20 protein-coding genes are annotated in these 23,812 nt (G+C 66.8%); 14 read left to right on the top strand and 6 right to left on the bottom strand.

All coding sequences use genetic code 11. The annotated features are described in order from the left end of the window. Positions 1 to 155 precede the first annotated feature (155 nt). From CQ050_RS26525 to CQ050_RS26585, 13 genes are read left to right on the top strand one after another with little or no spacing between them, the layout of a single operon-like run. Positions 156 to 953: a GntR family transcriptional regulator gene (locus CQ050_RS26525; RefSeq protein ID WP_105559826.1), complete on the top strand. Its 798-nt coding sequence runs from the start codon at positions 156 to 158 to the stop codon at positions 951 to 953. Between the two features lie 18 nt (positions 954 to 971). Continuing rightward, positions 972 to 2,177, top strand: a complete 1,206-nt coding sequence (locus CQ050_RS26530; RefSeq protein WP_105559827.1) for an ABC transporter substrate-binding protein — start codon at positions 972 to 974, stop codon at positions 2,175 to 2,177. Between the two features lie 9 nt (positions 2,178 to 2,186). Then, positions 2,187 to 3,059 (top strand): branched-chain amino acid ABC transporter permease, encoded by an 873-nt coding sequence (locus tag CQ050_RS26535; RefSeq protein ID WP_105559828.1) that lies wholly within the window; start codon positions 2,187 to 2,189, stop codon positions 3,057 to 3,059. A gap of 2 nt (positions 3,060 to 3,061) precedes the next feature. Further along, the gene (locus CQ050_RS26540) at positions 3,062 to 4,030 is read left to right on the top strand and encodes a branched-chain amino acid ABC transporter permease (RefSeq protein ID WP_105559829.1); all 969 of its coding nucleotides are present in this window, start codon (positions 3,062 to 3,064) and stop codon (positions 4,028 to 4,030) included. After that, positions 4,023 to 4,778, top strand: coding sequence for an ABC transporter ATP-binding protein (locus CQ050_RS26545; protein WP_105559830.1), 756 nt, complete (start codon positions 4,023 to 4,025; stop codon positions 4,776 to 4,778). The genes CQ050_RS26540 and CQ050_RS26545 overlap by 8 nt, the downstream gene beginning before the upstream one ends. Further along, a complete protein-coding gene (locus CQ050_RS26550; RefSeq protein ID WP_105559831.1) occupies positions 4,775 to 5,485 on the top strand; it encodes an ABC transporter ATP-binding protein in 711 nt (236 codons plus the stop codon). Before CQ050_RS26545 ends, CQ050_RS26550 begins: the two co-directional genes overlap by 4 nt. A gap of 2 nt (positions 5,486 to 5,487) precedes the next feature. After that, a complete protein-coding gene (locus CQ050_RS26555) occupies positions 5,488 to 6,756 on the top strand; it encodes a 3-isopropylmalate dehydratase large subunit (protein WP_105559832.1) in 1,269 nt (422 codons plus the stop codon). Continuing rightward, positions 6,753 to 7,256, top strand: a complete 504-nt coding sequence (locus CQ050_RS26560) for a 3-isopropylmalate dehydratase (protein ID WP_105559833.1) — start codon at positions 6,753 to 6,755, stop codon at positions 7,254 to 7,256. The genes CQ050_RS26555 and CQ050_RS26560 overlap by 4 nt, the downstream gene beginning before the upstream one ends. A gap of 10 nt (positions 7,257 to 7,266) precedes the next feature. After that, the gene (locus CQ050_RS26565; protein ID WP_105559834.1) at positions 7,267 to 8,937 is read left to right on the top strand and encodes a hydantoinase B/oxoprolinase family protein; all 1,671 of its coding nucleotides are present in this window, start codon (positions 7,267 to 7,269) and stop codon (positions 8,935 to 8,937) included. 14 nt (positions 8,938 to 8,951) lie between these two features. Then, positions 8,952 to 11,000: a hydantoinase/oxoprolinase family protein gene (locus CQ050_RS26570; RefSeq protein WP_105559835.1), complete on the top strand. Its 2,049-nt coding sequence runs from the start codon at positions 8,952 to 8,954 to the stop codon at positions 10,998 to 11,000. Between the two features lie 9 nt (positions 11,001 to 11,009). Beyond that, on the top strand, positions 11,010 to 11,618 hold the full coding sequence (locus tag CQ050_RS26575) for a cysteine hydrolase family protein (RefSeq protein ID WP_105559836.1): 609 nt from the start codon (positions 11,010 to 11,012) through the stop codon (positions 11,616 to 11,618). After that, positions 11,615 to 13,009, top strand: coding sequence for an FAD-dependent oxidoreductase (locus CQ050_RS26580; protein ID WP_105559837.1), 1,395 nt, complete (start codon positions 11,615 to 11,617; stop codon positions 13,007 to 13,009). Before CQ050_RS26575 ends, CQ050_RS26580 begins: the two co-directional genes overlap by 4 nt. Positions 13,010 to 13,017: 8 nt before the next feature. Further along, positions 13,018 to 13,878, top strand: a complete 861-nt coding sequence (locus CQ050_RS26585; RefSeq protein ID WP_105559838.1) for an oxaloacetate decarboxylase — start codon at positions 13,018 to 13,020, stop codon at positions 13,876 to 13,878. Between the two features lie 113 nt (positions 13,879 to 13,991). Here CQ050_RS26585 and CQ050_RS26590 read toward each other — a convergent pair whose 3' ends face one another. The 6 genes from CQ050_RS26590 to CQ050_RS26615 all read right to left on the bottom strand — a co-directional run bounded on the left by CQ050_RS26590 (position 13,992) and on the right by CQ050_RS26615 (position 20,747). Beyond that, positions 13,992 to 14,243, bottom strand: a complete 252-nt coding sequence (locus tag CQ050_RS26590; RefSeq protein WP_105559839.1) for a GlsB/YeaQ/YmgE family stress response membrane protein — start codon at positions 14,241 to 14,243, stop codon at positions 13,992 to 13,994. 135 nt (positions 14,244 to 14,378) lie between these two features. After that, the gene (locus tag CQ050_RS26595) at positions 14,379 to 14,993 is read right to left on the bottom strand and encodes an SCO family protein (protein WP_105559840.1); all 615 of its coding nucleotides are present in this window, start codon (positions 14,991 to 14,993) and stop codon (positions 14,379 to 14,381) included. 267 nt (positions 14,994 to 15,260) lie between these two features. After that, a complete protein-coding gene (locus CQ050_RS26600; RefSeq protein ID WP_105559864.1) occupies positions 15,261 to 17,339 on the bottom strand; it encodes a M3 family metallopeptidase in 2,079 nt (692 codons plus the stop codon). Between the two features lie 182 nt (positions 17,340 to 17,521). Beyond that, entirely contained in the window at positions 17,522 to 18,373 is an 852-nt protein-coding gene (gene folD, locus CQ050_RS26605; RefSeq protein ID WP_105559841.1) for a bifunctional methylenetetrahydrofolate dehydrogenase/methenyltetrahydrofolate cyclohydrolase FolD, read from the bottom strand. Then, entirely contained in the window at positions 18,370 to 18,996 is a 627-nt protein-coding gene (locus tag CQ050_RS26610) for a response regulator transcription factor (RefSeq protein WP_006219003.1), read from the bottom strand. Before CQ050_RS26610 ends, folD begins: the two co-directional genes overlap by 4 nt. After that, a complete protein-coding gene (locus CQ050_RS26615; protein ID WP_105559842.1) occupies positions 18,993 to 20,747 on the bottom strand; it encodes a PAS domain S-box protein in 1,755 nt (584 codons plus the stop codon). The genes CQ050_RS26610 and CQ050_RS26615 overlap by 4 nt, the downstream gene beginning before the upstream one ends. A 349-nt stretch (positions 20,748 to 21,096) precedes the next feature. On the opposite strand from CQ050_RS26615, the gene aceE reads away from it, so the two are divergent. Further along, positions 21,097 to 23,805, top strand: coding sequence for a pyruvate dehydrogenase (acetyl-transferring), homodimeric type (gene aceE, locus CQ050_RS26620; RefSeq protein ID WP_105559843.1), 2,709 nt, complete (start codon positions 21,097 to 21,099; stop codon positions 23,803 to 23,805). Positions 23,806 to 23,812 lie beyond the last annotated feature (7 nt).

Raw genomic sequence — 23,812 nt, forward strand, 5'->3', positions numbered from 1 at the left:
GGGCGGGGGATATACCCGCCCCGCTGCCACGGTATCGGGTGCCACAAGGCCGCATTGCGCGGCCTTTTTTTTGGCTCAGTGTTTTCCCGATGGAACAGCCCGCCGCGTCATTTGTTCCATTGACGGTACATTAGGACACCCCTAGAGTTCCCGACATGGGAACTTCACTACCTCTGCCGAAATACCATCAGATCTACCTTGTGCTGCGCGAGCAGTTGCAAGAGGGCAGGTTCGATCAGGATGGGCTGCCGGGCGAACACGCGCTGGCCGACCAGTTCGACGTGGCCCGCATCACCATCCGCAAAGCGCTGGAGATGCTGGTGGCCGACGGGCTGGTGTCTCGGCGCCCCGGCCTGGGAACGTGGCCGTTGCGCGCGGCGTCCAGCCCGCAGGCCGCGCCCGCGCCCAACGTGCCGCAGAAGGCGCATCTGACCGGGCTGCTGGAAAACATCGTCAACATGGGCTTGCGTACATCGGTGCAAGTGCTGGACAGCACGCTGGTGTCCGCGCCGTTGGCCGTGGCCGAGTCGTTGCGCATCGCGCCCGGCACGCCGGTCCACAAGAGCCTGCGCGTGCGCAGCACCGAGGCCGGGCCGCTTTCCCACATCACGACCTATGTGCCGCAAGCCGTGGCCGACTTCACGCGTGCGGACCTGGAGCGCGAGCCCTTGCTGATGCTGCTGGAGGCCGCGGGCGTGGAGTTCGGCGGCGCCACGCAGACGATTTCGGCCAAGCTGGCCGATGCGCAGGTGGCGCGCCATCTGGACGTGTCGGTGGGCTCGGCGCTGCTGGCGGTTACCCGCGTCGTGCGCGACGTGAACGACCGCCCCGTCCAGCTGTTGCAGGGCCTGTACCGGCCCGACCGCTATCAGTACCAATTGCAGCTGTCGCGCGTCGGCAGCATCGACGCCAAGGTCTGGGTCAGCGAAGAGCTGTCGGCCCAATTTCATTGAACCCTTCGGAGATCTCCCATGAATTCGCGCCGCACCTTTCTCTATCGATCCGCCGCCGCGGCAGCCCTGGTATCCGCGCCCTGGGTGGCGCGCGCGCAGGGCGCCACGCCCGTGAAGATCGGCGTGCTGCACCCCGTGACCGGCGCGCTGGCGTATTCGGGCCAGCAATGCCGCCTGGGCGCGCTGCTGGCGATTGAAGACATCAATAAGGCTGGCGGCATCAAGTCGCTGGGCGGCGCGCCGCTGGCGGCCGTGCTGGGCGACGCGCAGTCCCGCCCCGAGGCCGGTTCGGCCGAAGTGGAGAAGATGAACGAGGCGGGGGTGTCGGCCATCGTCGGCGCGTATGCGTCGGCGATCTGCCTGGCCACGACGCAGACCGCCGCCAAGTACAACCTGCCGCATGTGGTGGACGTAGGCGTGGCCGACCAGATCGTGGAGCGCGGCCTGAAGAACACCTTCCGCTTCGGCCCCGGCTACCGTGCCTGCAGCGAACGCGCCATCACCGACCTGGCCGCGTTGAACGACGCCGCCGGCAAGCCGGCCAAGACCGTCATGATCGTGCACGAGGACTCGCTGTTCGGCACCGGCACCGCGGCGCTCCTGTCGAAGTCGCTGCCGCAGCACGGCTTCGAGGTGAAGGACGTGGTGAAGCACCCGAACCCCACCCGCGACTTCAACAATATCGTGCTGCGCATGAAGTCGGTGAATCCGGACATCGTCATTCCCGCCAACTACTACAACGAATACGCGCTGCTGTTGCGCGCCATGAAGCAGCAGAAGGTGCAGCCCAAGGCCATCTATTCGGTGCTGGGAGGCGCGGCGTCCAGCTACAAGTTCCTGAAGGAATTCCCCGACATCGCCAACGGCATCATCGACTGCAACCATTGGTTCAACCCCAAGGATCCGCGCGTGGCGCCGCTGAAAGCCCGGGTCGAGGAAAAGGGCGCGTACTTCAGCTATGAAGTCTTCATGACCTACGTCTCGATGCAGTTGCTGGCCGATGCCCTTGAGCGCGCCAAGTCCGCCGACCGCGCCGCCATCATCGACGCGCTGGCCGCCAGCACCTTCCAGGACAACCTGATGCCGTATGGGCCGACCCGGTTCGTGAACGGCCAGAACACCGGGGCGCGACCGCTGCTGACGCAGGTGATCGGTGGCGACATCAAGGTGATCGTTCCGGCCGAATATCGCCAGGCCGATGCCATCTTCCCGCTGAAGGCCTGAGCGCTAAGCATGCTGGATCCCGCCATCCTCTTTTCTTCCGTGCTCAACGGCCTGACGACCGGCGCGGTGTATGCGCTGATCGCCCTGGGGCTGACCCTGATCTACGGGGTGCTGCACATCATCAACTTCGCCCACGGCGCCGCGCTGATGGTGGCGTTGTACGCCGTCTACCTGCTGAAGGACCGGCTGGGCATCGATCCCTACGCCGCACTGCCGCTGGTCGTGGCGGGAATGTTCGCGCTGGGCTACGCGCTGCAACGCTTCGTGATCAACCGCGCCAGCCATGGCAAGGACGAGAACATCCTGCTGGTCACGCTGGGTCTGGCCATCGTGCTGGAGAACCTGGCGCTGGTGTGGTTCAAGTCGGACACGCGCAGCATCGACACGGCCTACACCTTGTCCACCGTGGAGATCGGCCCGGCCATGATCGCGCTGCCCAAGGTTATTGCCTTTTTCGGCGCGCTGGCGGTGGCAGCGGTGCTGCTCTGGATCCTTCGCGGTACCGACCTGGGCCGGGCGATCCGCGCGGTGGCGCGGGAAAAGCAGGGCGCCAGGCTGATGGGCATCGACGTGGAAAAGGTCTATGCGCTGTCGTTCGGCATCGGCATGGCCTGCCTGGGCGCCGCCGCCTGTTTTCTGTTGCCGGCCTATTACGTCAACCCACAGGTGGGCAGCGGCTTCGTGCTGGTGGCGTTCACCATTGTGGTGCTGGGCGGCATGGGCAGTTTCGCGGGCGCGCTGGCGGGCGGGTTGCTGATTGGCGTGGTGGAGTCCATCGGAGGCCTGTTCCTGGGCGATTCGCTGGGCCAGATGGGCATTTTCGCGATCTTCATCGCGGTACTGCTGTTTCGCCCGCAGGGGCTGTTCGGGGCGAGGGGCTGAGCATGAACCGGGATCTTTGCGCAATCGCGCTATTTGGGGTGGCGCTGGCCGCCTTCGCGGCATTCGTTCAGTCGGGCGTCTTGCTGACCTTCGTGATGATGTCGCTGTACGCGGCCCTGTTGTCGCAGGCCTGGAACATCCTGGGCGGCTATGGCGGCCAGTTGTCTTTCGGCCATGCGCTGTTCTTCGGCGTGGGCGCCTATGCCCAGGCGCTGGGCCAGCTGAACTTCGGGATCAACCCCTGGCTGGCGCTGCCGATGGCCATTGCGTTTGGCGCGCTGGCGGGCCTGGCCGTGGGCGGCCTGACGTTCCGCTACGGACTGAAGGGCTCGTACTTCGCGCTGGTGACGCTGGCGTTCGCCGAGGTCTTCCGCATTCTGGCGTTGTCGGCGTCCTTCACCGGCGGCGGGGTGGGGCTGATGGTGCCGTTGCAGGAAGGGGCGGCCAATATGCAGTTCGCTTCGCGTCGAGGCTATGTCTACCTGCTGCTGGCCATCGTGGTGCTGGCGCTGGCCACCACGGCCTGGTTGCGCCATTCGCGTTTCGGCGCCTACCTGCAGGCGGTGCGCGACAACGAGGACGCCGCGCGCGCCATCGGCGTGAACCCGCTGCGCGTGAAGCTGGGCGGCATCGCGCTGTCGGCGGCGTTCATGAGCGCCGCCGGTGCTTTTTACGTGCAGGTGTTCCAGTACGTCGATCCGGGCATCGCCTTTGGTTCCGCCGTGTCGGTAGAGGCCCTGGTGGGCGCGATCGTGGGGGGCATGGGCACGCTTTGGGGGCCGGTGCTGGGCGCGGTCGTCCTGCACGGGCTGGCCGACCTGACGCGCAACCTGTTCGGCGAACTGCCGGGCATCAGCATGGTGATCTACGGCGTGGTGCTCATCTTGATCGTGATGTTCCTGCCGCGCGGCATCAGCGGCGGCGGCCGCTCGCTGGGCCAGCTGTTCGGCAAGGAGCGCGCCCGTGTCTGAAACGCTGCTGCAAGCCCGTAATCTGTCTATCTCCTTCGGCGGCCTGAAGGCGGTCCAGGACGTGGACCTGGACGTGCCGCAAGGCTCGCTGACCGCGCTGGTCGGCCCGAACGGCGCGGGCAAGACCACGCTGTTCGCGCTGTTGTCCGGCTTCCTGAAACCGGGCACGGGTTCGGTGCACTTTGCCGGCCAGGACATCACGGGCCGCGCGCCGCACGAGTCGGCGCGATTGGGCCTGACCCGAACCTTCCAGATCGTGCAGCCCTTTGGCGCCCAGACGGTGCGCCAGAACATTGCGGTGGGCGCGCATTTGCGCCTGCGTGATCGGCGGGCGGCGCTGGCCGCGGCCGAAGAGGTTGCCGCGCGCGTCAACCTGCAAGGGGTGCTGGACAAGCCCGCGGCCGACCTGACCGTGGCGGGGCGCAAACGGCTGGAATTGGCCCGCGCGCTGGCTACGCGACCGCGCCTGCTGCTGCTGGACGAGGTGCTGGCGGGGCTGAACCCTAGCGAGATCGACGAAATGATTCCGGTGGTGAGAAAGCTGGTGGACGATGGCGTCACCGTGTTGATGATCGAACACGTCATGCGCGCGGTGATGAGTTTGGCCGAGCACGTGTGGGTGCTGGCCCAGGGCCGGCTGATCGCGTCGGGCACGCCTGGCGAAGTCACCTGCGACCCCACGGTGGTGGAAGCCTATCTGGGGCATGGCGCGGCGGCCCGGCTGGCCGCGCAGGGAGCCGCGGCATGAGCGCGCTGCTGGAAATCACCGGCCTGCGGGCAGGCTACGGGCGCATGGAGGTGTTGCGCGGCGTGGACCTGACGGTGGGCGAGGGCGAGATCGTGGTCCTGTTGGGCAGCAACGGCACCGGCAAGTCCACGTTGAACAACACCGTCTCCGGGCTATGCCGGCCCTGGGGCGGATCCGTCCGCTTTGGCGGCGCCGACTTGACGGGGCGTCACTATCGCGAGGTCGTCAAGGCCGGGCTTATCCAGGTGCCCGAAGGCCGGCGCATCTTCCCGAACCTGAGCGTGCGCGAGAACCTGGAGCTGGGTTCGTTCACGCGTGCGCGCGGCAATCGCGCGGCGAACCTGGACAAGGTGCTGGATATCTTCCCGCGGCTGCGCGAGCGGCTGACGCAGTTGGCCGGCACCATGTCGGGCGGCGAGCAGCAGATGCTGGCGATCGGCCGGGGCCTGATGGCCGAACCCCGGCTGCTGATCCTGGACGAGCCGTCGCTTGGGCTGTCGCCGTTGATGGTCGAAGAACTGTTCGGCCTGATCCGACGGTTGCACGCCGACGGGCTGTCGATCCTGCTGGTCGAGCAAAACGTCGGCCTGTCGTTGGAGACCGGGCAACGCGCCTATGTGCTGGAAAACGGGGCGGTGCGCCACAGCGGATCGTGCGCGGAACTGATGGCCAGCGACGACGTTCGCCGCGCCTATCTGGGGATGTAGCGATGACCCGGCCTCAAACCCTGGCCCAGAAGCTGATCGCCGCCGCTTGCGGGCGATCCGCTGTCGACGAGGGCGAAATCGTTACCTGCGCGGTGGACCTGGCGATGTTCCATGATTCCAGCGGCCCGCGGCGCCTGCAGCCCATGCTGGAGGAACTGGGCGCCAAGTTGTGGGACCCTGCCAGGATCGTGCTGGTCATCGACCACTACGTGCCTGAATCCGACGACGAATCGCGCCGCATCGTGCGCATCGCGCGCGATTGGGCGGCGGGGCAGCGGCTGCCCAACGTGTACGACTCGGTCGGCATCTGCCATGTGGTCGTGCCTCAGCATGGCCATATCCGCCCGGGCATGTTCTGCGTGGGCGGAGATTCGCATTCGCCCACGGGCGGTGCGTTCGGGGCATATATGTTCGGCATCGGCAGCACCGAGATGCTGGGGGTGGCCGTCACGGGCCAGATCTGGGTCAAGGTGCCGAAGACGCTGATGATGCGATGGCGCGGGCGGCTGGCCGCCGGCGTCACGGCCAAAGACATGATGCTGCACATGATCGGCCGCTACGGCATGAATGGCGGACGCTACCAGGCGGTTGAGTTCTGCGGCGAGGCCGTGCGCGCGCTGTCCATGCAGGAACGCATGACCTTGTCCAACATGAGCGCCGAGCTGGGTTCGCAGGTGGGGCTGATCGCGCCCGACGAGACCACCGCCGCCTATCTGCGCGAGGCGGGCGTGGCGCAGGAGCTGGACCTGGATCGCTGGCGAAGCGATGCGGACGCGGACGCCGAATGGCACGACTTCGACGCCGATTCGCTGGCGCCCCAGGTTGCCGCCCCGCACAGCCCGGCCAATGCGCGCGACGCGGATCAGTATCGCGACGTGCCGGTGCAGGTGGCGTATATCGGCGCCTGCACCGGCGCCAAGCTGGAAGATCTGCGCGCCGCCGCCAGCGTGCTGCGCGGGCGCCGGCTGGCCGACGGCATGCGCCTGATGGTGGCCCCGGCCAGTAGCCAGGACCAGCGGCAGGCCGAGCAGGAAGGGGTGATGCAGTGGCTGCGCGAGGCCGGTGCCCAGGTGCTGCCCACGTCTTGCGGCGCCTGCGCAGGCTATGGCGGCTCCATCCCCGACGGCGCCAGCGTCATTTCCACGACCGCGCGCAATTTCAAGGGGCGCATGGGCTCGGAGACCGCGCAGGTCTACCTGGCGTCGCCCTATACCGTGGCGGCCTCGGCGGTGGCCGGGCGCATCGCCGATCCGCGGGAGTTCATGGCATGACGGACCACAACGGGACGCATCGCGTCTGGCGGGTGGGGGCGGACATCGACACCGATGCGCTGGCCCCGGGCGCCTATATGAAATTCGGCATCGACGAAATCGCGCGCCATTGCCTGCAACGGGTCCGACCGGAATTCGCCGGTCAGGTGCAGCCAGGCGACGTACTGGCGGCCGGGCCGAATTTCGGCATCGGCTCGTCTCGCGAGCAGGCCGCCGCCGCGCTCGTGCACCTGGGCGTGGCCGCGGTGATCGCGCCGTCGTTCAACGGCCTGTACTTCCGAAACGCCTTCAATGTCGGCCTGCTGCTGCTGACCTGCGCGCAAGCGGAAGCGCTGGTCGACGGAGAGCGCATCGCGTTCGATCCCGCCGCCGGGCGCATCCGCCGCGCGGACGGCGCCGACCCCGCCGACATGCTCTGCGAGACCGTCCCCCCCTTTCTGATGGACATGGTCAGGGCCGGCGGCCTGCTGAACCTGCTGAAACAGCGTCAAACCTTTTAGGAAGAAGATAATGCTTGATCCCGTCACCCTGGCGGTCCTGAAGGGCCGCCTGGAACAGATTGCCGATGAGATGGACGCGACGCTGTACCGCAGCGCGTTCAACCCCATCATCGCCGAGGCCCACGACGCCTGCCACGGCATGTACGACGCGGCCACCGGCGCCACCCTGATCCAGGGCAAATCCGGGCTGCCCGTCTTCGTGGGCGCTATGGCGTTCGCCGTCAAGGCGGCGGCGAAGGCGGCCGCCGAGCGCGGCGGCATGGTCGAGGGCGACGTCTGGTTGTTCAACGACCCTTACGAAGGCGGCACGCACGCGAACGACTTCAAGCTGGTGCGTCCGGTGTTCCGGGGCGGGCGGCTGTTCTGCTTCCTGGCGTCGGCCGCGCATTGGCACGATGTGGGCGGCGCGGTGCCCGGCAACTACAACCCGGCGGCTACCGAATGCTGGCAGGAAGCCGTGCAGATCCCGCCGGTGCGCATCGTGCGCGCGGGCGTCCTGGACCCGGACGTGCTGGCCATCCTGAAGGCCAACACCCGCTTGCCCGACAGCCTGTGGGGCGACTTGAATGGCCAGTTGGCCGCGCTGGAGCTGGGCGCGGGCCGGCTGGGCGGGCTGCTGGACGAATACGGCGACGCCACCGTGCTGGAATCGCTGGACACCTTGCGCGAACGCGCGCGCCGCTTGATGCGCGACCATATCGCGCGCCTGCCGGACGGAGAATATGCGTTCGAAGACATGCTGGACAACGACGGCGTGCGCGACGTGGCCCTGCGCATCGCGCTCAAGCTGAAGATCGACGGCGACCGGCTGACGCTGGATTTCAACGGCACCTCGCCCGCCTGCGCCGGTCCGGTCAATATATCCCGCGCCACCGCCATCGCGGCGTGCTACGTGGCGCTGAAGCACCTGTTTCCGGACGTGCCGGCGAATGCGGGCGTGCTTGACGCGGTGGACGTGGTGCTGCCCGACGGCATGGTCATCTCGGCGGACCGCCCGCGCCCGGTGGGTGGCTACACCGAGACCATTCTGCGCATGATCGACGTTATCTTCTGCGCCATGGCGCAAGCCTCGCCCCAGCGCGCCATGGCGCAGGCCTACGGCACGATCAACGCGCTGTCCATTGCCGGCTACCGCAGCGATGCGGCGCGCAAGGGGCAGCGCTGGGTGATGTTCAGCTTCTTCGGGGGCGGCCATGGCGGACATTCCGATGGCGATGGTTTGAGCCACGGCAATGCACCCATTTCCACCGCGACCATTCCGCCGCTGGAGATCCTGGAGGCTGCTTATCCGGTGCGCTTCACGCAGTGGGCGCTGCGCCCGGATTCGGCGGGTGACGGCGCCCATCGCGGCGGCCTGGGCGCCATCTACGAAATCGAGCTACTGGAAGACGGCGCCGAGGCATTCATCTTCGGCGAACGGGGGCGTAGCGCGCCCAAGGGCATCGCGGGCGGCGGCGAGGCCGCATTGAACGTCTTCCGTTATCGGCAGGACGGGCAATGGCGCACGCCGCCCATGACTTCCAAGATGCTGGGTATCCAGTTGCAGCGGGGCGACCGCGTGCGACTGGAAACGCCGGGTGGCGGCGGGTATGGCGAACCGGCGGCGCGTTCGGCCGCTGCGCGCGAACACGACCGCAAGATGGGCTATGTAGGCGACAACAAGAAGGAGCAGTCGGCATGAGCGCGGCAGATGGAATGAACCCCCCGCAGGGATTGGTCGTGGGGGTGGACGTGGGCGGCACGTTCACGGACCTGTTCGTGCTGGACGAGGCAGGCGGCGCCGCGCGCGTGGTCAAGGTGCCGTCGACGCGCGGCGAAGAAGCGCGTGGCTTCATGAACGGCATCGCCCGGGTGGCCGACGGCGCGGGCGCCATCGCCACCATCGTGCACGGCACCACCGTGGGCACCAACGCGTTGCTGGAGCGCAAAGTGGCGCGCACGGGCATCATCACGACGGTCGGGTTCCGCGATGTGCTGGAAATGCGGCGGCGCGACCGGCCCCAGACCTGGGGGCTGCGCGGCAACTACGAGCCGATCGTTCCGCGCGACCGGCGCCTGGAGGTCAGCGAGCGCGTGCTGGCCGACGGCACGGTGCACACGCCCGTGGACCTGGACGAGGTCGAGGCGGCCGCCCGCGCGCTGCTGGCGCAAGGCTGCGAGGCGGTATGCGTGTTCTTCGTCAACGCCTACGCGAACCCGGTCAACGAGGCGCAGGCGGCGGCGCGCGTGCGCGCGGTCTGGCCCAATGGCAACGTGACGGCGGCGACCGAGGTGCTGCCCGAAATCCGCGAATTCGAGCGCTGCTCGACGGCGGTGCTCAACGCCGCCTTGCAGCCGGTGGTGGGCGGCTATCTGACCCGTCTGGAGTCCGACCTGCGCGAGCACGGCTTCGGAGGCGAACTGCTGGTCGTGCAAAGCAACGGCGGCGTGATGTCCCGGCAGACGGCATGCGACGTGCCGGTGCGCACCGCGCTCTCGGGGCCGGCGGCCGGCGTGATCGCCTGCGCGGCCATCGCGCGAGCCGCCGGCTTTCCCGACGTTGTCACCGGCGACATGGGCGGCACGTCGTTCGACGTATCGCTGGTGGCGGGCGGCGAGGCCTCGCTGTCCGCGCAGACCGTGATCGACTTCGGCATGGTGGTGCGCGCGCCGATGATCCAGATTGAAACCATCGGCGCGGGCGGCGGGTCGATCGCCAGCGTCGATGCGGGAGGCCTGTTGCAGGTTGGTCCCGAATCCGCGGGCAGCAACCCCGGCCCGGCCTGCTATGGCCGCGGCAATACCCGGCCCACCGTCACGGATGCCAACGTGTTGCTGGGCCGCATTCCGGCCGACCGCCCGCTGGGCGGCGGGCTGCTGGCCACCATGAACGCGGACCTGGCGCGGGCCGCCATCGACGAGCATGTCGCCAGGCCGCTGGGGCTGGACGTCCATGCGGCGGCCGAGGCGATCCTGACCGTGGCCAACGCCAAGATGGCGGGCGCGATCCGGGTGGTCTCGATCGAACGGGGACACGATCCGCGCAAATTCGCCTACATGCCGTTCGGCGGGGGCGGCGCGTTGCACGTGTGCGCGATGATGAATGAAGTCGACGCGGCCCACGGCATCGTGCCGCGCTACCCGGGCGTGACGTCGGCGCTGGGTTGCGTCATGGCCGATATGCGGCACGACGGCGTGCAGACGTTGAACTCGGCGCTGGACGCGCTGGATACCGACGATCTGCTTGCGCGCATCGACGGCCTGGCGGCCGCTTGCCAGGAACGGCTGGACTCCGCGGGCGTGACCTTCGAGGGCGTCCGTGAAAGCATCGAGCTGGACATGCTGTACGTGGGCCAAAGCCATACCGTGCGCGTGGAAGTCGCGCGCAATGCGCTGACACGCCCGGGTATCGCCGCCGCCTTCGAGGGCGCTTACCGCGCGGCGTTCGGCCGTAGCCTGAACGGCATCGCCGTGCGCATCCTGAATCTGCGCTATGCCCGCATCGGGCAGCGTCCCAAGTTCGATCTGGCGCTGTTGGCGCCGACTTGCCTGGAGATGCCGTCCGCGCTGGGCACGCAACGCGTCTTCCACGCCGGCCATTGGCACGAAGCCGCGCGGTACGCACGCCTGGACTTGCCCGTGGGGGCCGAGGTGGCGGGCCCCGCCATTCTTGAACAACCGGACACCACCATCTGGATCGAGCCCGGCTTTGCCGGCCGCGTCGACGCACTGGGCAATCTTCTGATCACCCGTCGGGACGCCTAGGAGACCGCCATGCACCCCTTGGACCCCCGTACGACCGCGTTGCTCATCATCGATCTGCAAAACGATTTCCTGGCGCCGGGCGGCGCCTATGACCGCGGCGGCGCCGTCAGTCCGCAGGCGCGCGTCCTGCCGGCACGCGTCGCGCCCGTCGCCCGCGCGCTCAAGGCGCAAGGCGGCCTTGTCGCCGCCAGCCTGTTCACCTTGTGGCCCGATGCGCGGGGCGAACCCATGATCTCGCCGCATCTGAAGCAGTTACGCCCCTTCCTGGCGAAAGGCGATTTCGCCGCTGGGTCGCACGGCCAGGCCAACGTGGCCGAACTGGACGGCCTGGTGGACGTGTCGGTCTGGAAGGTGGCGTATTCGGCGTTCTTCAACACGCAGCTGGATTGGGTGCTGCGCCGCGCGGGCGTGTCCGACGTGGTGATCGCCGGCATCGTCACCAACGGCGGCGTGGCAAGCACGGCGCGCGACGCGCACATGCGGGACTATCACGTGACGGTGCTGGCTGACGGCTGCGCCGCGCCCACGCCTGTCATGCATGATGCCGCGCTGGCCGACCTGCGCACGGTGGCGGATATCGTGACGTGCCAGGACTTCCTGGGCAGGCTGGCCCCGTGAGCGCGCCCACCGTCAAACGCGGCGTCCCGGGCGGCGACGTGATGCATGTGCCGGTGCTCATCATCGGGGCCGGCGCTTGCGGGCTGACCGCCGCCCTGCGGCTGGCGGAGGCCGGTATCGAGACCGTCTTGATCGAGCGCGATGCCACGCCCAGCGGGTCGTCGGCGCTGTCGTCGGGCTTCATCCCGGCGGCGGGTTCCGCGGTGCAGCGCGAGGCCGGCATCGATGACGACGCGGCGCGCTTTGCCGCCGACATCCAGGCCAAGGCCGGCGGGACCGCCGCGCCGCATCTGGTCACCGCCTACACCGGCGCCGCCGCGGCCGCCATGGACGCGCTGGGGCGCCACGGCCTGGCGTTCCAGGTGCTGGACGGGTTCCTCTACCCCGGCCACTCCGCGCGCCGCATGCACGCCTTGCCGGAACGCACGGGGCAGGCGCTGGTCGCCGCCCTGGAACGCGCGGCGACCAGCGCGGGGGCAACGGTGCTGACGCGGGCGCTGGCGCGCGAGATCTGGGCAACCGAAGACGGCCGCATCACCGCCGTCGGATGCGAGCGGCCCGACGGGTCGGTCGACGTGATCGGCTGCGCAGTGTTGATCCTGGCCTGCAACGGATTTGGCGGCAACGCAGGCATGGTGGCCGAGCATTTGCCCGCCATGCGAGGCGCCGTGTACGGCGGCCACGCCGGCAATGACGGCAGCGCCATCGAATGGGGCAGGCAATTGGGCGCGCGCGTGGCCGATCTGGGCGGGTACCAGGGGCATGGATCCTGGGCGACGCCGCAGGGGGCGCTTATCTCCTGGGCCGTCATGATGGATGGCGGCGTGCAGATCAACGCCAACGGCCTGCGTTTTCATGACGAGACGCACGGCTATTCCGAAGCCGCGGTCCACGTGCTGGCACAGCCGGGCGGGATCGCCTGGAACGTGTTCGACGACCGCACCCTGGCGCTGGCGCGCGGTTTCCCGGACTTCGTGGCGGCCGAAGCGGGCCAGGCGGTCCGGCACTGCGCCGGATTGCCCGAGCTGGCCACGCTGATCGGCTGCGACGCCGGCGCTTTGGGACGGACGCTCCAAGGTGTCCATTCGGATGCCGTGGATCCGCACGGCCGGCGCTTCGGACGCGGTTTGCTGCCGCCGTATCACGCGGTCAAGGTCACCGGCGCACTGTTCCACACGCAAGGCGGGCTGGATATCGATGCGCAATCCCGCGTGCTGGATGCCGATGGCCTCCCGTTGCCCAATCTGCTGGCTGCCGGTGGCGCCGCTCGCGGCGTGTCGGGCAACGACGTGTCCGGCTACCTGTCCGGCAATGGACTGCTTAGCGCGGTGGCGGGTGGACATATCGCCGCGGCAACCGCCGCCGCGCTGCTTGAACGCACGCTTGCATAGGAATATTCATGACACAACCCTTGAAAGCGCAATTGGCCGCTGGCGCCGTGCTGGCGCCCGGCGTCTACGACCCCTTATCGGCGTTGATCGCCGAGCAGGCGGGCTTCGACGCGCTGTACCTGTCGGGCGCCTCGATCGCCTATACGCGGCTGGGCCGTTCAGACATCGGGCTGACCACCTATTCCGAGGTCGAGGACACGCTGGCCCGGATCACCGAACGCGTGGTCACCCCGGTCATCGTGGACGCCGACACAGGGTTCGGCAATGCCTTGAACACGCAGCGAACGGTGCGGGGCTTCGAACGCGCGGGCGCCGCGATGATCCAGTTGGAAGACCAGACGTTTCCGAAGCGCTGCGGCCACCTGGACGGCAAGACCGTGATCCCGGCCACGGAGATGTGCGGAAAGCTGCGCGCGGCGGTGGACGCGCGCACCACAGCCTCCACCTTGATACTGGCGCGTACCGACGCGCTGGCCGTTGAGGGGCTGGACGCCGCGCTGGACCGGGCCGAATCCTATCTGGAAGCGGGCGCCGATGCATTGTTCATCGAAGCGTTGCGCACGCCCGAGCAGATGCGGGCCGCGTGTGCGCGCTTCGCCGCCCGGGTGCCGCTGCTGGCGAACATGGTGGAAGGCGGAAAGACGCCCGTGCAGGGCGCCGACGCATTGACCGCGCTGGGTTTTCGCATCGTGATATTTCCCGGTGGCACGGCGCGCGCCGTGGCACATGCCTTGCAGGGCTATTACGGCAGCCTGCACCGCCACGGCACGACGCTGCCTTGGAAAGAGCGCATGCTGGATTTCGACGGACTGAACGTCGTGATCGGCACGCCAGCGCTGCTGGAGCGCGGCAAGCGGTACGAGGGGTAGGAACGCAGACGCCCGCCAAGCTGAACGCGTTGCTTGCGGGGCCTCTGTGGCTGCAACGAAAACGGGCCGGTCTTTCGACCGGCCCGTTTCGTTGAACCTTGCCTAGGGGAACGTCAGGTTCGCTTCTTGGCAATCATGCCGACCACGAACAGCACGATGATGGCACCCACCACCGATGCGATCCAGCCTGCGGGTTCGCCTTCCGCGTACCAGCCCATCGTCTGGCCCAGGAACCCGGCAACGACGGCGCCGATGATGCCCAGGATGGTGGTCATGATGATTCCCATGTTCTGGTCACCGGGCATGATGGCCCGGGCGATCAGGCCCACGATGAACCCGACGATGATCATGATGATGAAGCTCATGCGCGTACTCCTTACTAGGGGGAAAAGGGCAATCAGCTGTGATGATACTCACGCTCCGAATCGCGCCGCTGTAACAACTGGTATGTGGCGCACGGCTGCAACATGTTGCGGCGCATCGTCGCCGTCACGCCGGTGTCAGGAGGTCAGGTCAATCAGCTGGCGGACGTCCTTGGTCAGCGCGTCGATGCTGTCGGTATCCGAGGCCAACAGGCGCGCGCGGCCTTCGTTGTCGAAAATGTACACGCCGCGGCTATGCGTCACTTCGTACATGTCGGCGTCGTCGCCCGGGCGGGGCTTTTCAATCTGGTAGGCGACGCGGTAGCGGCGGGCCAGGTCGGCGATCTGTTTTTCGTCGCCGGTCACGCCGATCGCGTTGTTGTTGAACGCGTTGACGTAGGCCTGCAGGATGTCGGGCGTGTCGCGGTGGGGATCCACGCTGACGAACAGAATGCGCACGTCCCGGGCCTTGTCGCCCAGGTTCTGCAACACCGCCGTCAATTGCGCCATGGTGGTGGGGCAGATGTCCGGGCAACTGGCGTAGCCAAAGAAGAGCAGTACCGTCTTGCCCTTGAGGTCTTCACTGCTGACCGTCTTGCCGCCCGCGCCGGGCAACGAGAATTTGAGGTCGGGCAGGTGGCCTTTCACGTTGTAGAGCGTCCAGTCGACATTCCGGTCGCCGCAAGCGGCAAGCAAGACGCACAGGGCCAGCAGCAAGCCACGCCAGGCGCGGCCGGTAATGAGGTGTCGCATAAGTCCAGGGGCCGAAAGGTTGATTGGGAAAAAGCCCGGAAAACCCGTTGATTCTACCTGCAAGCGCCGGGCGGGGCGGGCCCGCGCAAGCCGTCCTGGACGGCGGGCAAGCGTGCTTCTTGTCCTGGCGCAAAGGACCGGTACGGAAAATCGAGCACGACCTGGAAACCCCGCTGACCGGCGCTGGAGGGTGGTGTCGGCGCGCAAACCGGCCGACGAAAAATAACGGCCCGCGCGTGGCGGGCCGTCGGGAGAAACGCGCGGGGCTTAGTTGCCGCTCATGCCGCTATGGCGCAGCAGGGCGTCGATGCGTGGCGGGCGGCCGCGGAAAGCGGCGAACGAATCGGCAGCCGGGCGGGAACCGCCCACGGCCAGCACTTCGCGACGGAAGCGCGCGCCGGTTTCAGGGTCCAGCGTGCCCAACGGATTTTCGGCCTGATTTTCCGCCTGTTTGGCGGCGGCCTCTTCGAAGGCTTCATACGCGTCGGCGGACAGCACTTCCGCCCACTTGTAGCTGTAGTAGCCCGCGCCGTAGCCACCCGCGAACAGGTGCGAAAAGGCATGCGGCAACCGATGCCAGGCCGGCGGGAACAGCACGGCCACTTCCTGGCGCACTTCCTGCAGCAACGCCAGCACTTCGGCAATGGTGGCGCCACGGGCGCGGTCGTGCATCAGCATGTCGAACAACGCGAACTCGATCTGGCGCACGGTCTGCATGCCGCTCTGGTAGTTGCGCGCGGCAATCAGGCGGTCATAGAGGGCGCGCGGCAGGGCTTCGCCGGTGTCCACATGGGCCGACAGCTTTTGCACCACGGCCCATTCCCAGCAGAAGTTCTCCATGAATTGCGACGGCAGTTCGATGGCGTCCCATTCCACGCTGGCAAAGGCCGCGGCGCCCGGCTCGTCGACTTCGGACAGCAGTGCATGCAGCGCATGGCCGGTTTCGTGGAACAGGGTGATGACGTCGTCGTGCGTCAGCACGGCGGCGCGGTCGCCGTTGGGGCGCGAGAAATTGCAGGTCAGGTAGACGACGGGCGTCTGTACGTGACCGGCCACGACGCGTCGCGTGCGCTCGCTGTCGACCCAGGCGCCGCTTTGCTTGCCCGAGCGGGCGTACAGATCCAGGTACAGGTAGCCGATAAGGCCGCCCGTGGCGTTTTCCACGCGGACGCCGCGCGCGTCGCTGTGCCACGTGGACACCGGCGTTTCCGTCAGGCGCACGTCAAACAGCTTTTCGATCACTTCATACAGGCCCGCCAAGACACGCGGCTCGGTGAAGTATTGCTTCACCTCGTCTTCGGAATAGGCGTAGCGCGATTCGCGCAGCCGCTCCGAGGCGAAGGCCACGTCCCAGGGCTGCAGGCTGTCCAGGCCCAATTCACCGGTGGCGTAGGCGGTCAGTTCAGCCAGATCGCGCTGCGCGTAGGGTTTGGCGCGGGCGGCCAGGTCGCGCAGGAAGACGGTCACTTCGTCGGCGTCGCGCGCCATGCGGGTCTGCAGGCGCAGCGCGGCGAACGTGCCCAGGCCCAGCAGGCCCGATTCTTCAGCGCGCAGGGACAGCAGTTCTTCGATCAGCGGGGAGTTGTCGAATTGGGCGTCGCCTTGCTCGGATGCAACGGTGCCGTAGCCACGGTACAGCGCTTCACGCAGCGAGCGGTCTTGCGCGTACTGCATGACGGGCAGATAGCACGGCATCTTCAGCGTCAGCTTCCAGCCCGGCTTGTCGTCTTCGGCCGCAGCGGCGCGGGCGGCGGACAGGACATCCGCGGGAATACCGGCCAGGCGGGCCTCGTCTTCCACCAGCAGCGACCACGCGTCAATCGAATCCAGTACGTTTTCCGAAAACTTCTGCGAGGCCTGTGCTTCGCGGTCGGAGATCTGGGCGTAGCGCTCGCGGTCGGCGCCCTGGAGCTCGACGCCGCTTAGGCGGAAGTCGCGCAGCGCCATCTCGACGATGCGGCGGCGCACGGGCGACCACGACGCGAAATCGGGGGCGGCGGCCAGGCGTTGATATTGCTTGTACAGGCCTTCGTGCAGGCCGACCCACGTCGAAAATTCGGTGATCAGCGGCAGGGCGGCGTTATAGGCTTCGCGCAGTTCCGGCGTGTTGACGACCGCGTTCAGGTGCCCGGCCACCGACCAGGCGCGCCACAGGCGTTCGGAGGCGGTGTCCAGCGGTTCCACCACCGCTTCCCAGGTGGGCGCCAGGCCGGCGTCGGCCGCGTGGTCGACCGCCTGGCGGGCGATGCCCAGCAGTTCCTCGATGGCGGGCACGATATGCCCGGGCTTGACGGCTGCATAGTCGACCAGGTCGGAAACGGGGGCAAGCAGTGGGTTCTGGGTCATGGTGTTACCGGCGTGAGCAATGGCGGGCGGCGCGCGGGGCATGCACCCGGGCGCCGGCGGAGTTCATAAGGGTCAGGTAAGGGCGATCTGCCCGAATGCAAGGGCGCGGCGGCGCCCCGGGGCAGGGCGATGCGAAGGGCCCGGGCGGACCCGGGCGCCTGGCCCGGGCCGCATGGCGGGGATCAGGCGGCAGCCCGTTCCGCGGCTTCAACCGTATTGACCAGCAGCATGGCGATGGTCATCGGACCCACGCCGCCGGGGACGGGGGTGATGGCGCCGGCCACTTCGCGGGCGGAAGCGAAGTCCACGTCGCCGCACAGCTTGCCGTCGTCGCCGCGGTTGATGCCCACGTCGATGACCACGGCGCCGGGTTTGATCATGGATCCGTCGATCATGCCGGGCTTGCCGGTGGCCACCACCAGCACGTCGGCGCGGCGGGTCTGGGCCGCCAGGTCGCGTGTCTTGGAGTTGCAGATGGTGATGGTGGCGCCGGCTTGCAGGAGCAGCATGGCCATCGGCTTGCCGACGATGTTGCTGGCGCCGACGATCACGGCTTCAGCGCCGCGCAGGGCCACGCCTTCGGATTCCAGCATCTTCATCACGCCGTAGGGCGTGCAGGGGCGGAACAGGGGCTGGCCCGTCATGAGCAGGCCCGCGTTGCTGATATGGAAGCCGTCCACGTCCTTCTCGGCCGCGATGGCTTCGATGACCTTGTGCGAATCCATGTGCTTGGGCAGCGGCAACTGCACCAGGATGCCGTGGATGGTCGGATCCTGGTTCAACACGGCGATGCGGGCCAGCAGTTCGGCCTCGGTCATGTCGGCCGGGTACTGTTCCTTGACGGAATGCAGGCCGGCTTTTTCGCAGGCGGCAACCTTGTTGCGCACGTAAACCTGGGACGCGGGATCCGCGCCCACCAGCACCACGGCTAGACCCGGGCGCGTGCCCTTGGCGGCCAGGGCGGCGACGCGCTGGGCGACTTCTTCGCGAATGCGCAGCGACAGTGCCGCGCCATCAATAATCCTAGCGGTCATGCATGTGCCTCGGGTTTGGCCAAGGCCACTTTCATCAAATCAGCAACGGTAGTCACTTCCAGTTTTTCCATAATGTTGGCGCGGTGCGCCTCGACGGTCTTGATGCTGATGCCAAGGTCGTCGGCGATCTGCTTGTTCAAGCGGCCGGCGACGATGCGCTCCAGCACCTGCTGCTCGCGCGCGGTCAGGCGCGCCAGCATGGCTTCGTGGTCCTTTTGGGCCTGGTGCTTGCTGACGCGTTGCGTGGCCTGTTCCAGCATGCGCGCGACGATCTCGCGCAGGTCGGACTCGTTGAAGGGCTTTTCCAGGAAGTCGACCGCGCCTTTCTTCATCGTGGACACGGCCATGGGCACGTCGCCGTGGCCGGTGATGAATACGATGGGCAGCGGCGCGTTGCGGGCGATCAGCTGTTCCTGGAGTTCCAGGCCGCTCATGCCGGGCATGCGCACGTCGGCGATCAGCACGCCGATCTGGCTGGCGTCGTAGTCTTCCAGGAAGGATTCGCCGCTGGCATAGGCGCGAACGCGGTAGCCGTTGGCCTCCAACAGCCAGCGCAACGAATCGCGGACCGCTTCGTCGTCGTCAACAATGAATACCGTGCTCGACAGGTGGGGCGTGTTCATGCGTGCAACTCCTCGGACTGATCATTCTGGGCCTGCGTCTGGGACGCAGCGCAGGGCAGGGTAAAGCGGAAAATCGTACCCCCGGCGGGGTTCGGGTCCGCCCACAGGCGGCCGTGGTGCGATTCGATAATGGTACGGCAGATATTCAGCCCCATGCCCAGGCCCTGGGACTTGGTGCTGAAGAAAGGTTCGAACAGGCGTTCGGGCTCGGCCAGGCCATGGCCGCGGTCCACCACGGCCACTTCGATGTGCTGTTCGTGCAGGATGACCGCCACCTTGAGCTCGTCGGACTCGCTCTTTTCCATGGCTTCCAGCCCGTTTTTCAGCAGGTTCAGCAACACCTGCTCGATCAGGATCGGGTCGGCCAGCACGTCCGGCGCGTTCGACGGCACAAAGCTGTCGATGCGGATGCGGCGCTTGCGGGCGTCGATTTCGGCGAAGCCGATCGCATTGTCGACAATGCGGCCGATGGCCACGCGCTGGCGGCGGGGCTCGCTGCGCTTCACGAATTCGCGGATGCGGCTGATGATCTTGCCGGCGCGCTCGGCCTGCGATGCGGCCTTCTCCAGCGCCGGCAGCAGCATGTTGGGGCTGGTGTGCCCGGCCTTGACCAGGGCAACGGCGCCCATGCTGTAGTTGGCGATGGCGGTCAGCGGCTGGTTCAGTTCATGCGCCAGCGACGAGGCCATTTCGCCCATGGTCGTCAGGCGGCTGGTCAGCTGGATCTTTTCCTGCTGCAGGCGGGACGCCTCTTCGTGGCCGCGGCGTTCGGTGATGTCGCGCGCCACCTGCATGCGCACGCGGCGGCCGTCCGTCCAGGCCAGCATCCGGTGGTGCACTTCAAACCAGCGCTGCACCGACGGCGCGAACACTTCCACCGATTCGTCGGTGAAGCGGCCGCGGCGGCCGGCCAGCAATTCGTCGTGGCCGCCCGTCTGGGCGCCGAACACGCGGCGATAGGTGCGGTTGGCGAACAGCAGTTCCAAGCCGTCGTGGGTGTCGGCCGTGACCGAAATGGCGTCGTCCAGGCCTTCCAGCACCGTCATGAAGCGTTCGTGCGCGGCGGTCAGCGCTTCGCGGATGCGCTTGGGTTCGGTGATGTCGGTCATGGATGTCATCCAGCCGATCTGGTTGCCGTTCGGGTCCAGCAGCGGCGACACATACATGCGGGCCGTGAAGCGGGACCCGTCGCGGCGCTGCGCCTCGACCTCGAGGCCGCTGCTGGGCGTCTTGCCGGACATCAGCACGTCCAGCGTGTGCTGGTGCTGTTCGTGGCGGCCGGGCACCCAGTAGGGGAAGGGCGGGCTGCGGCCGATCAGGTCGGCCTCGTTCCAGCCGATCATCCGGCAGAAGGCCGGGTTCACGTAGGCGATGCGGCCTTCCATATCCAGCACGCGCATGCCGGTGGACATGGAGTTTTCCATGGCGCGCCGGAAACCGGTTTCGGCGATCAGGGCGGCTTCGGCGGCGGAGCGAAAGCGCGTGTAGCGCCACAGCATCAGCAAGCTGATGACGATCACGCAGGACAGGGCCAGCACCACCCAGATCAGGCGTTGCTGGCGCATTTCCTGGTCGATCGTGACAAACATGACACTGTCGTCATGAATGCGTTGCAGCCAGAAGAACACCGCCATCACACAGATGTAGAGGATCAGCACCATGGCAGGCGTGACCCAGTACACCCCCCGGCGGCGGGTGCGGGCGTGATCGTGGAAAGGCGTAGGTATATTGGACTTGGGCGCGCTGGACATGGAATTCGGGCCAGATAGACCGCGCATTTTAGTGCGGGTTGGCGGGGAAGTGCCGGGAATCGGCCCCTGCTTTTAGCGTAAGCCTAAAAAAGTGCGGTCCGTAGACGTTCAGCTTGCATTCATGTTTTCATATTATGAAATGCCGTACCGCAACATGAAATTTTCCTTGCGAGCGGTTAATCTTCTTTCTTAGAATGCCGGCTGATAGGGAACCGACCCAAAGCAGGTCTCTAGAAAAACACCCCGACCCATGCCTGACATGGTAGCCCGGATGATCCCGGCTACCATGCAGAGTCCGCGAGTAGATAAGCGGGTGTGGTCACGAACGAACCCCAACAGGAGACACACGATGTCCTCTTTCGCCCAGGCTGGCGCCCCGCAGGCTGCCAACGACGAAGACACCCTTGAAACCCAGGAGTGGCTCGAAGCCCTGGCGGCAGTCCTTGATCGCGAAGGACCGCAGCGCGCGCACTACCTGCTGGAACGCCTGATCGATGAAGCCCGTCGCTCCGGCGCCCACATCCCGTTCTCGCCGAATACCGCTTACGTCAACACGATTCCCCCGGGCCTGGAGCCCGCGCATCCGGGCAACCTGGAGCTGGAATCGCGCATCCGTTCGTACGTGCGCTGGAACGCCATGGCGATGGTCGTGCGTGCCAACAAGCACAACCCGCCGGACGGCGGCGACCTGGGCGGCCACATCGCGTCGTTCGCCTCGCTGGCCACCATGATCGGCTGCGGCCAGAACCACTTCTGGCACGCGGAAGACGAAGGCCACGGCGGCGACCTGGTCTATTTCCAGGGCCACACGTCCCCCGGCATGTACGGCCGCGCCTATCTTGAAGGCCGCCTGACCGAAGACCAGCTGAACCACTTCCGCCAGGAAGTGGACGGCAAGGGCCTGTCGTCCTATCCGCACCCGAAACTGATGCCGGATTTCTGGCAGTTCCCGACGGTGTCGATGGGCCTGGGCCCGCTGATGGCCATTTACCAGGCCCGCTTCCTGAAATACCTGCACGCCCGCGGCATTGCCGACACCAGCAACCGCAAGGTCTGGGTGTTCTGCGGCGACGGCGAAATGGACGAACCCGAATCGCTGGGTGCCATCGCCCTGGCCGCCCGTGAAAAGCTCGACAACCTGATCTTCGTGGTGAACTGCAACCTGCAGCGCCTGGACGGTCCGGTGCGCGGCAACGGCAAGATCATCCAGGAACTGGAAGGCGACTTCCGCGGTTCGGGCTGGAACGTGATCAAGCTGATCTGGGGCGGCTACTGGGATCCGCTGTTGGCGCACGACAAGGAAGGCATCCTGCGCCAGATCATGGAAGACACCGTTGACGGCGAGTACCAGGCGTACAAGGCCAACGACGGCAAGTTCGTCCGCGAGCACTTCTTCGGCAAGCACCCCAAGCTGCTGGAAGCCGTGTCGCGCATGAGCGACGAAGACATCTGGCGCCTGAACCGTGGCGGCCATGATCCCCACAAGGTGTACGCCGCGTTCGATGCCGCGACCAGCCACACCGGCCAACCCACCGTCATCCTGGCCAAGACCATCAAGGGCTACGGCATGGGCCACGTGGGCCAGGCCAAGAACCCGACCCACCAGCAGAAGAAGCTGGAGCTGGAATCGATCCGCGAATTCCGCGACCGTTTCGGCATCCCGATCCCCGACGACCAATTGGCGGACCTGCCGTACTTCAAGCCGGCCGAAGACTCGCCGGAAATGAAGTACCTGCACGAGCGCCGTGCCGAGCTGGGCGGTTACCTGCCGCGCCGCCGTGCCCGCGCCGACGAGCAACTGAAGGCCCCGGCGCTGGACGCCTTCAAGGCCGTGCTCGAGCCCACCGCCGAAGGCCGCGAAATTTCCACCACGCAAGCCTTCGTGCGCATCTTGAATCAGGTGCTGCGCGACAAGGAACTGGGTCCGCGCGTCGTGCCGATCCTGGCCGACGAATCGCGCACGTTCGGCATGGAAGGCCTGTTCCGCCAGATCGGCATCTACGCGCCGGAAGGCCAGAAGTACACCCCGGTCGATAAGGACCAGGTGATGTACTACAAGGAAGCGGCCGACGGCCAACTCCTGCAGGAAGGCATCAACGAAGCGGGCGCAATGAGTTCGTGGATTGCGGCGGCCACGTCGTACTCCTCGAACAACCGCATCATGATCCCGTTCTTCATCTATTACTCGATGTTCGGGTTCCAGCGCATTGGCGACCTGGCCTGGGCAGCGGGCGACATGCAGGCGCGCGGCTTCCTGTTGGGCGGCACCGCCGGCCGCACGACGCTGAACGGCGAAGGCCTGCAGCACGAAGACGGCCACAGCCACATCCTGGCGTCCACCATCCCGAACTGCGTGTCCTACGACCCGACGTTCGGCCATGAGCTGGCCGTGATCATTCAGCATGGCCTGAAGCGCATGGTGGAAGACCAGGAAAACGTCTATTACTACCTGACGGTGATGAACGAGAACTACCCGCAGCCCGGTCTGACCCAGGGCGACGAGGAAGGCATCATCAAGGGCATGTACAAGCTGAAGTCGCACGGCAAGGGCAAGAACCGCGTTCAGTTGATGGGTTCGGGCACGATCCTGCGCGAAGTCATGGCCGCGCAAGACCTGCTGGCCGCCGACTGGGATGTGGCCTCGGATATCTGGAGCGTCACCAGCTTCACCGAACTGCGCCGCAACGGCCTGGACGTCGAACGCCACAATATGCTGCACCCCGACGAGAAGAAGCCGCAGGTGGCTTACGTCACGGAACAGCTGGCCAAGACGGAAGGCCCGATCATCGCGTCGACCGACTACATGAAGCTCTTTGCGGACCAGATCCGTCCGTTCGTGCCCAAGGGCCGCGAATACAAGGTGCTGGGCACCGATGGTTTCGGCCGCTCGGATTTCCGCTCGAAGCTGCGCGAGCACTTCGAAGTGGACCGCCACTTCGTCGTCGTGGCCGCGCTGCGCGCGCTGGCCGACGAAGGCAAGGTGCCGGTTGCCAAGGTGGCCGAAGCCATCAAGAAGTACGGCATCAATCCGAACAAAGCCAACCCGCAATACGCCTGAGGGTAAA

This window comes from Achromobacter sp. MYb9 (genome assembly GCF_002975275.1).
Taxonomy (GTDB): Bacteria; Pseudomonadota; Gammaproteobacteria; order Burkholderiales; family Burkholderiaceae_B; genus Achromobacter.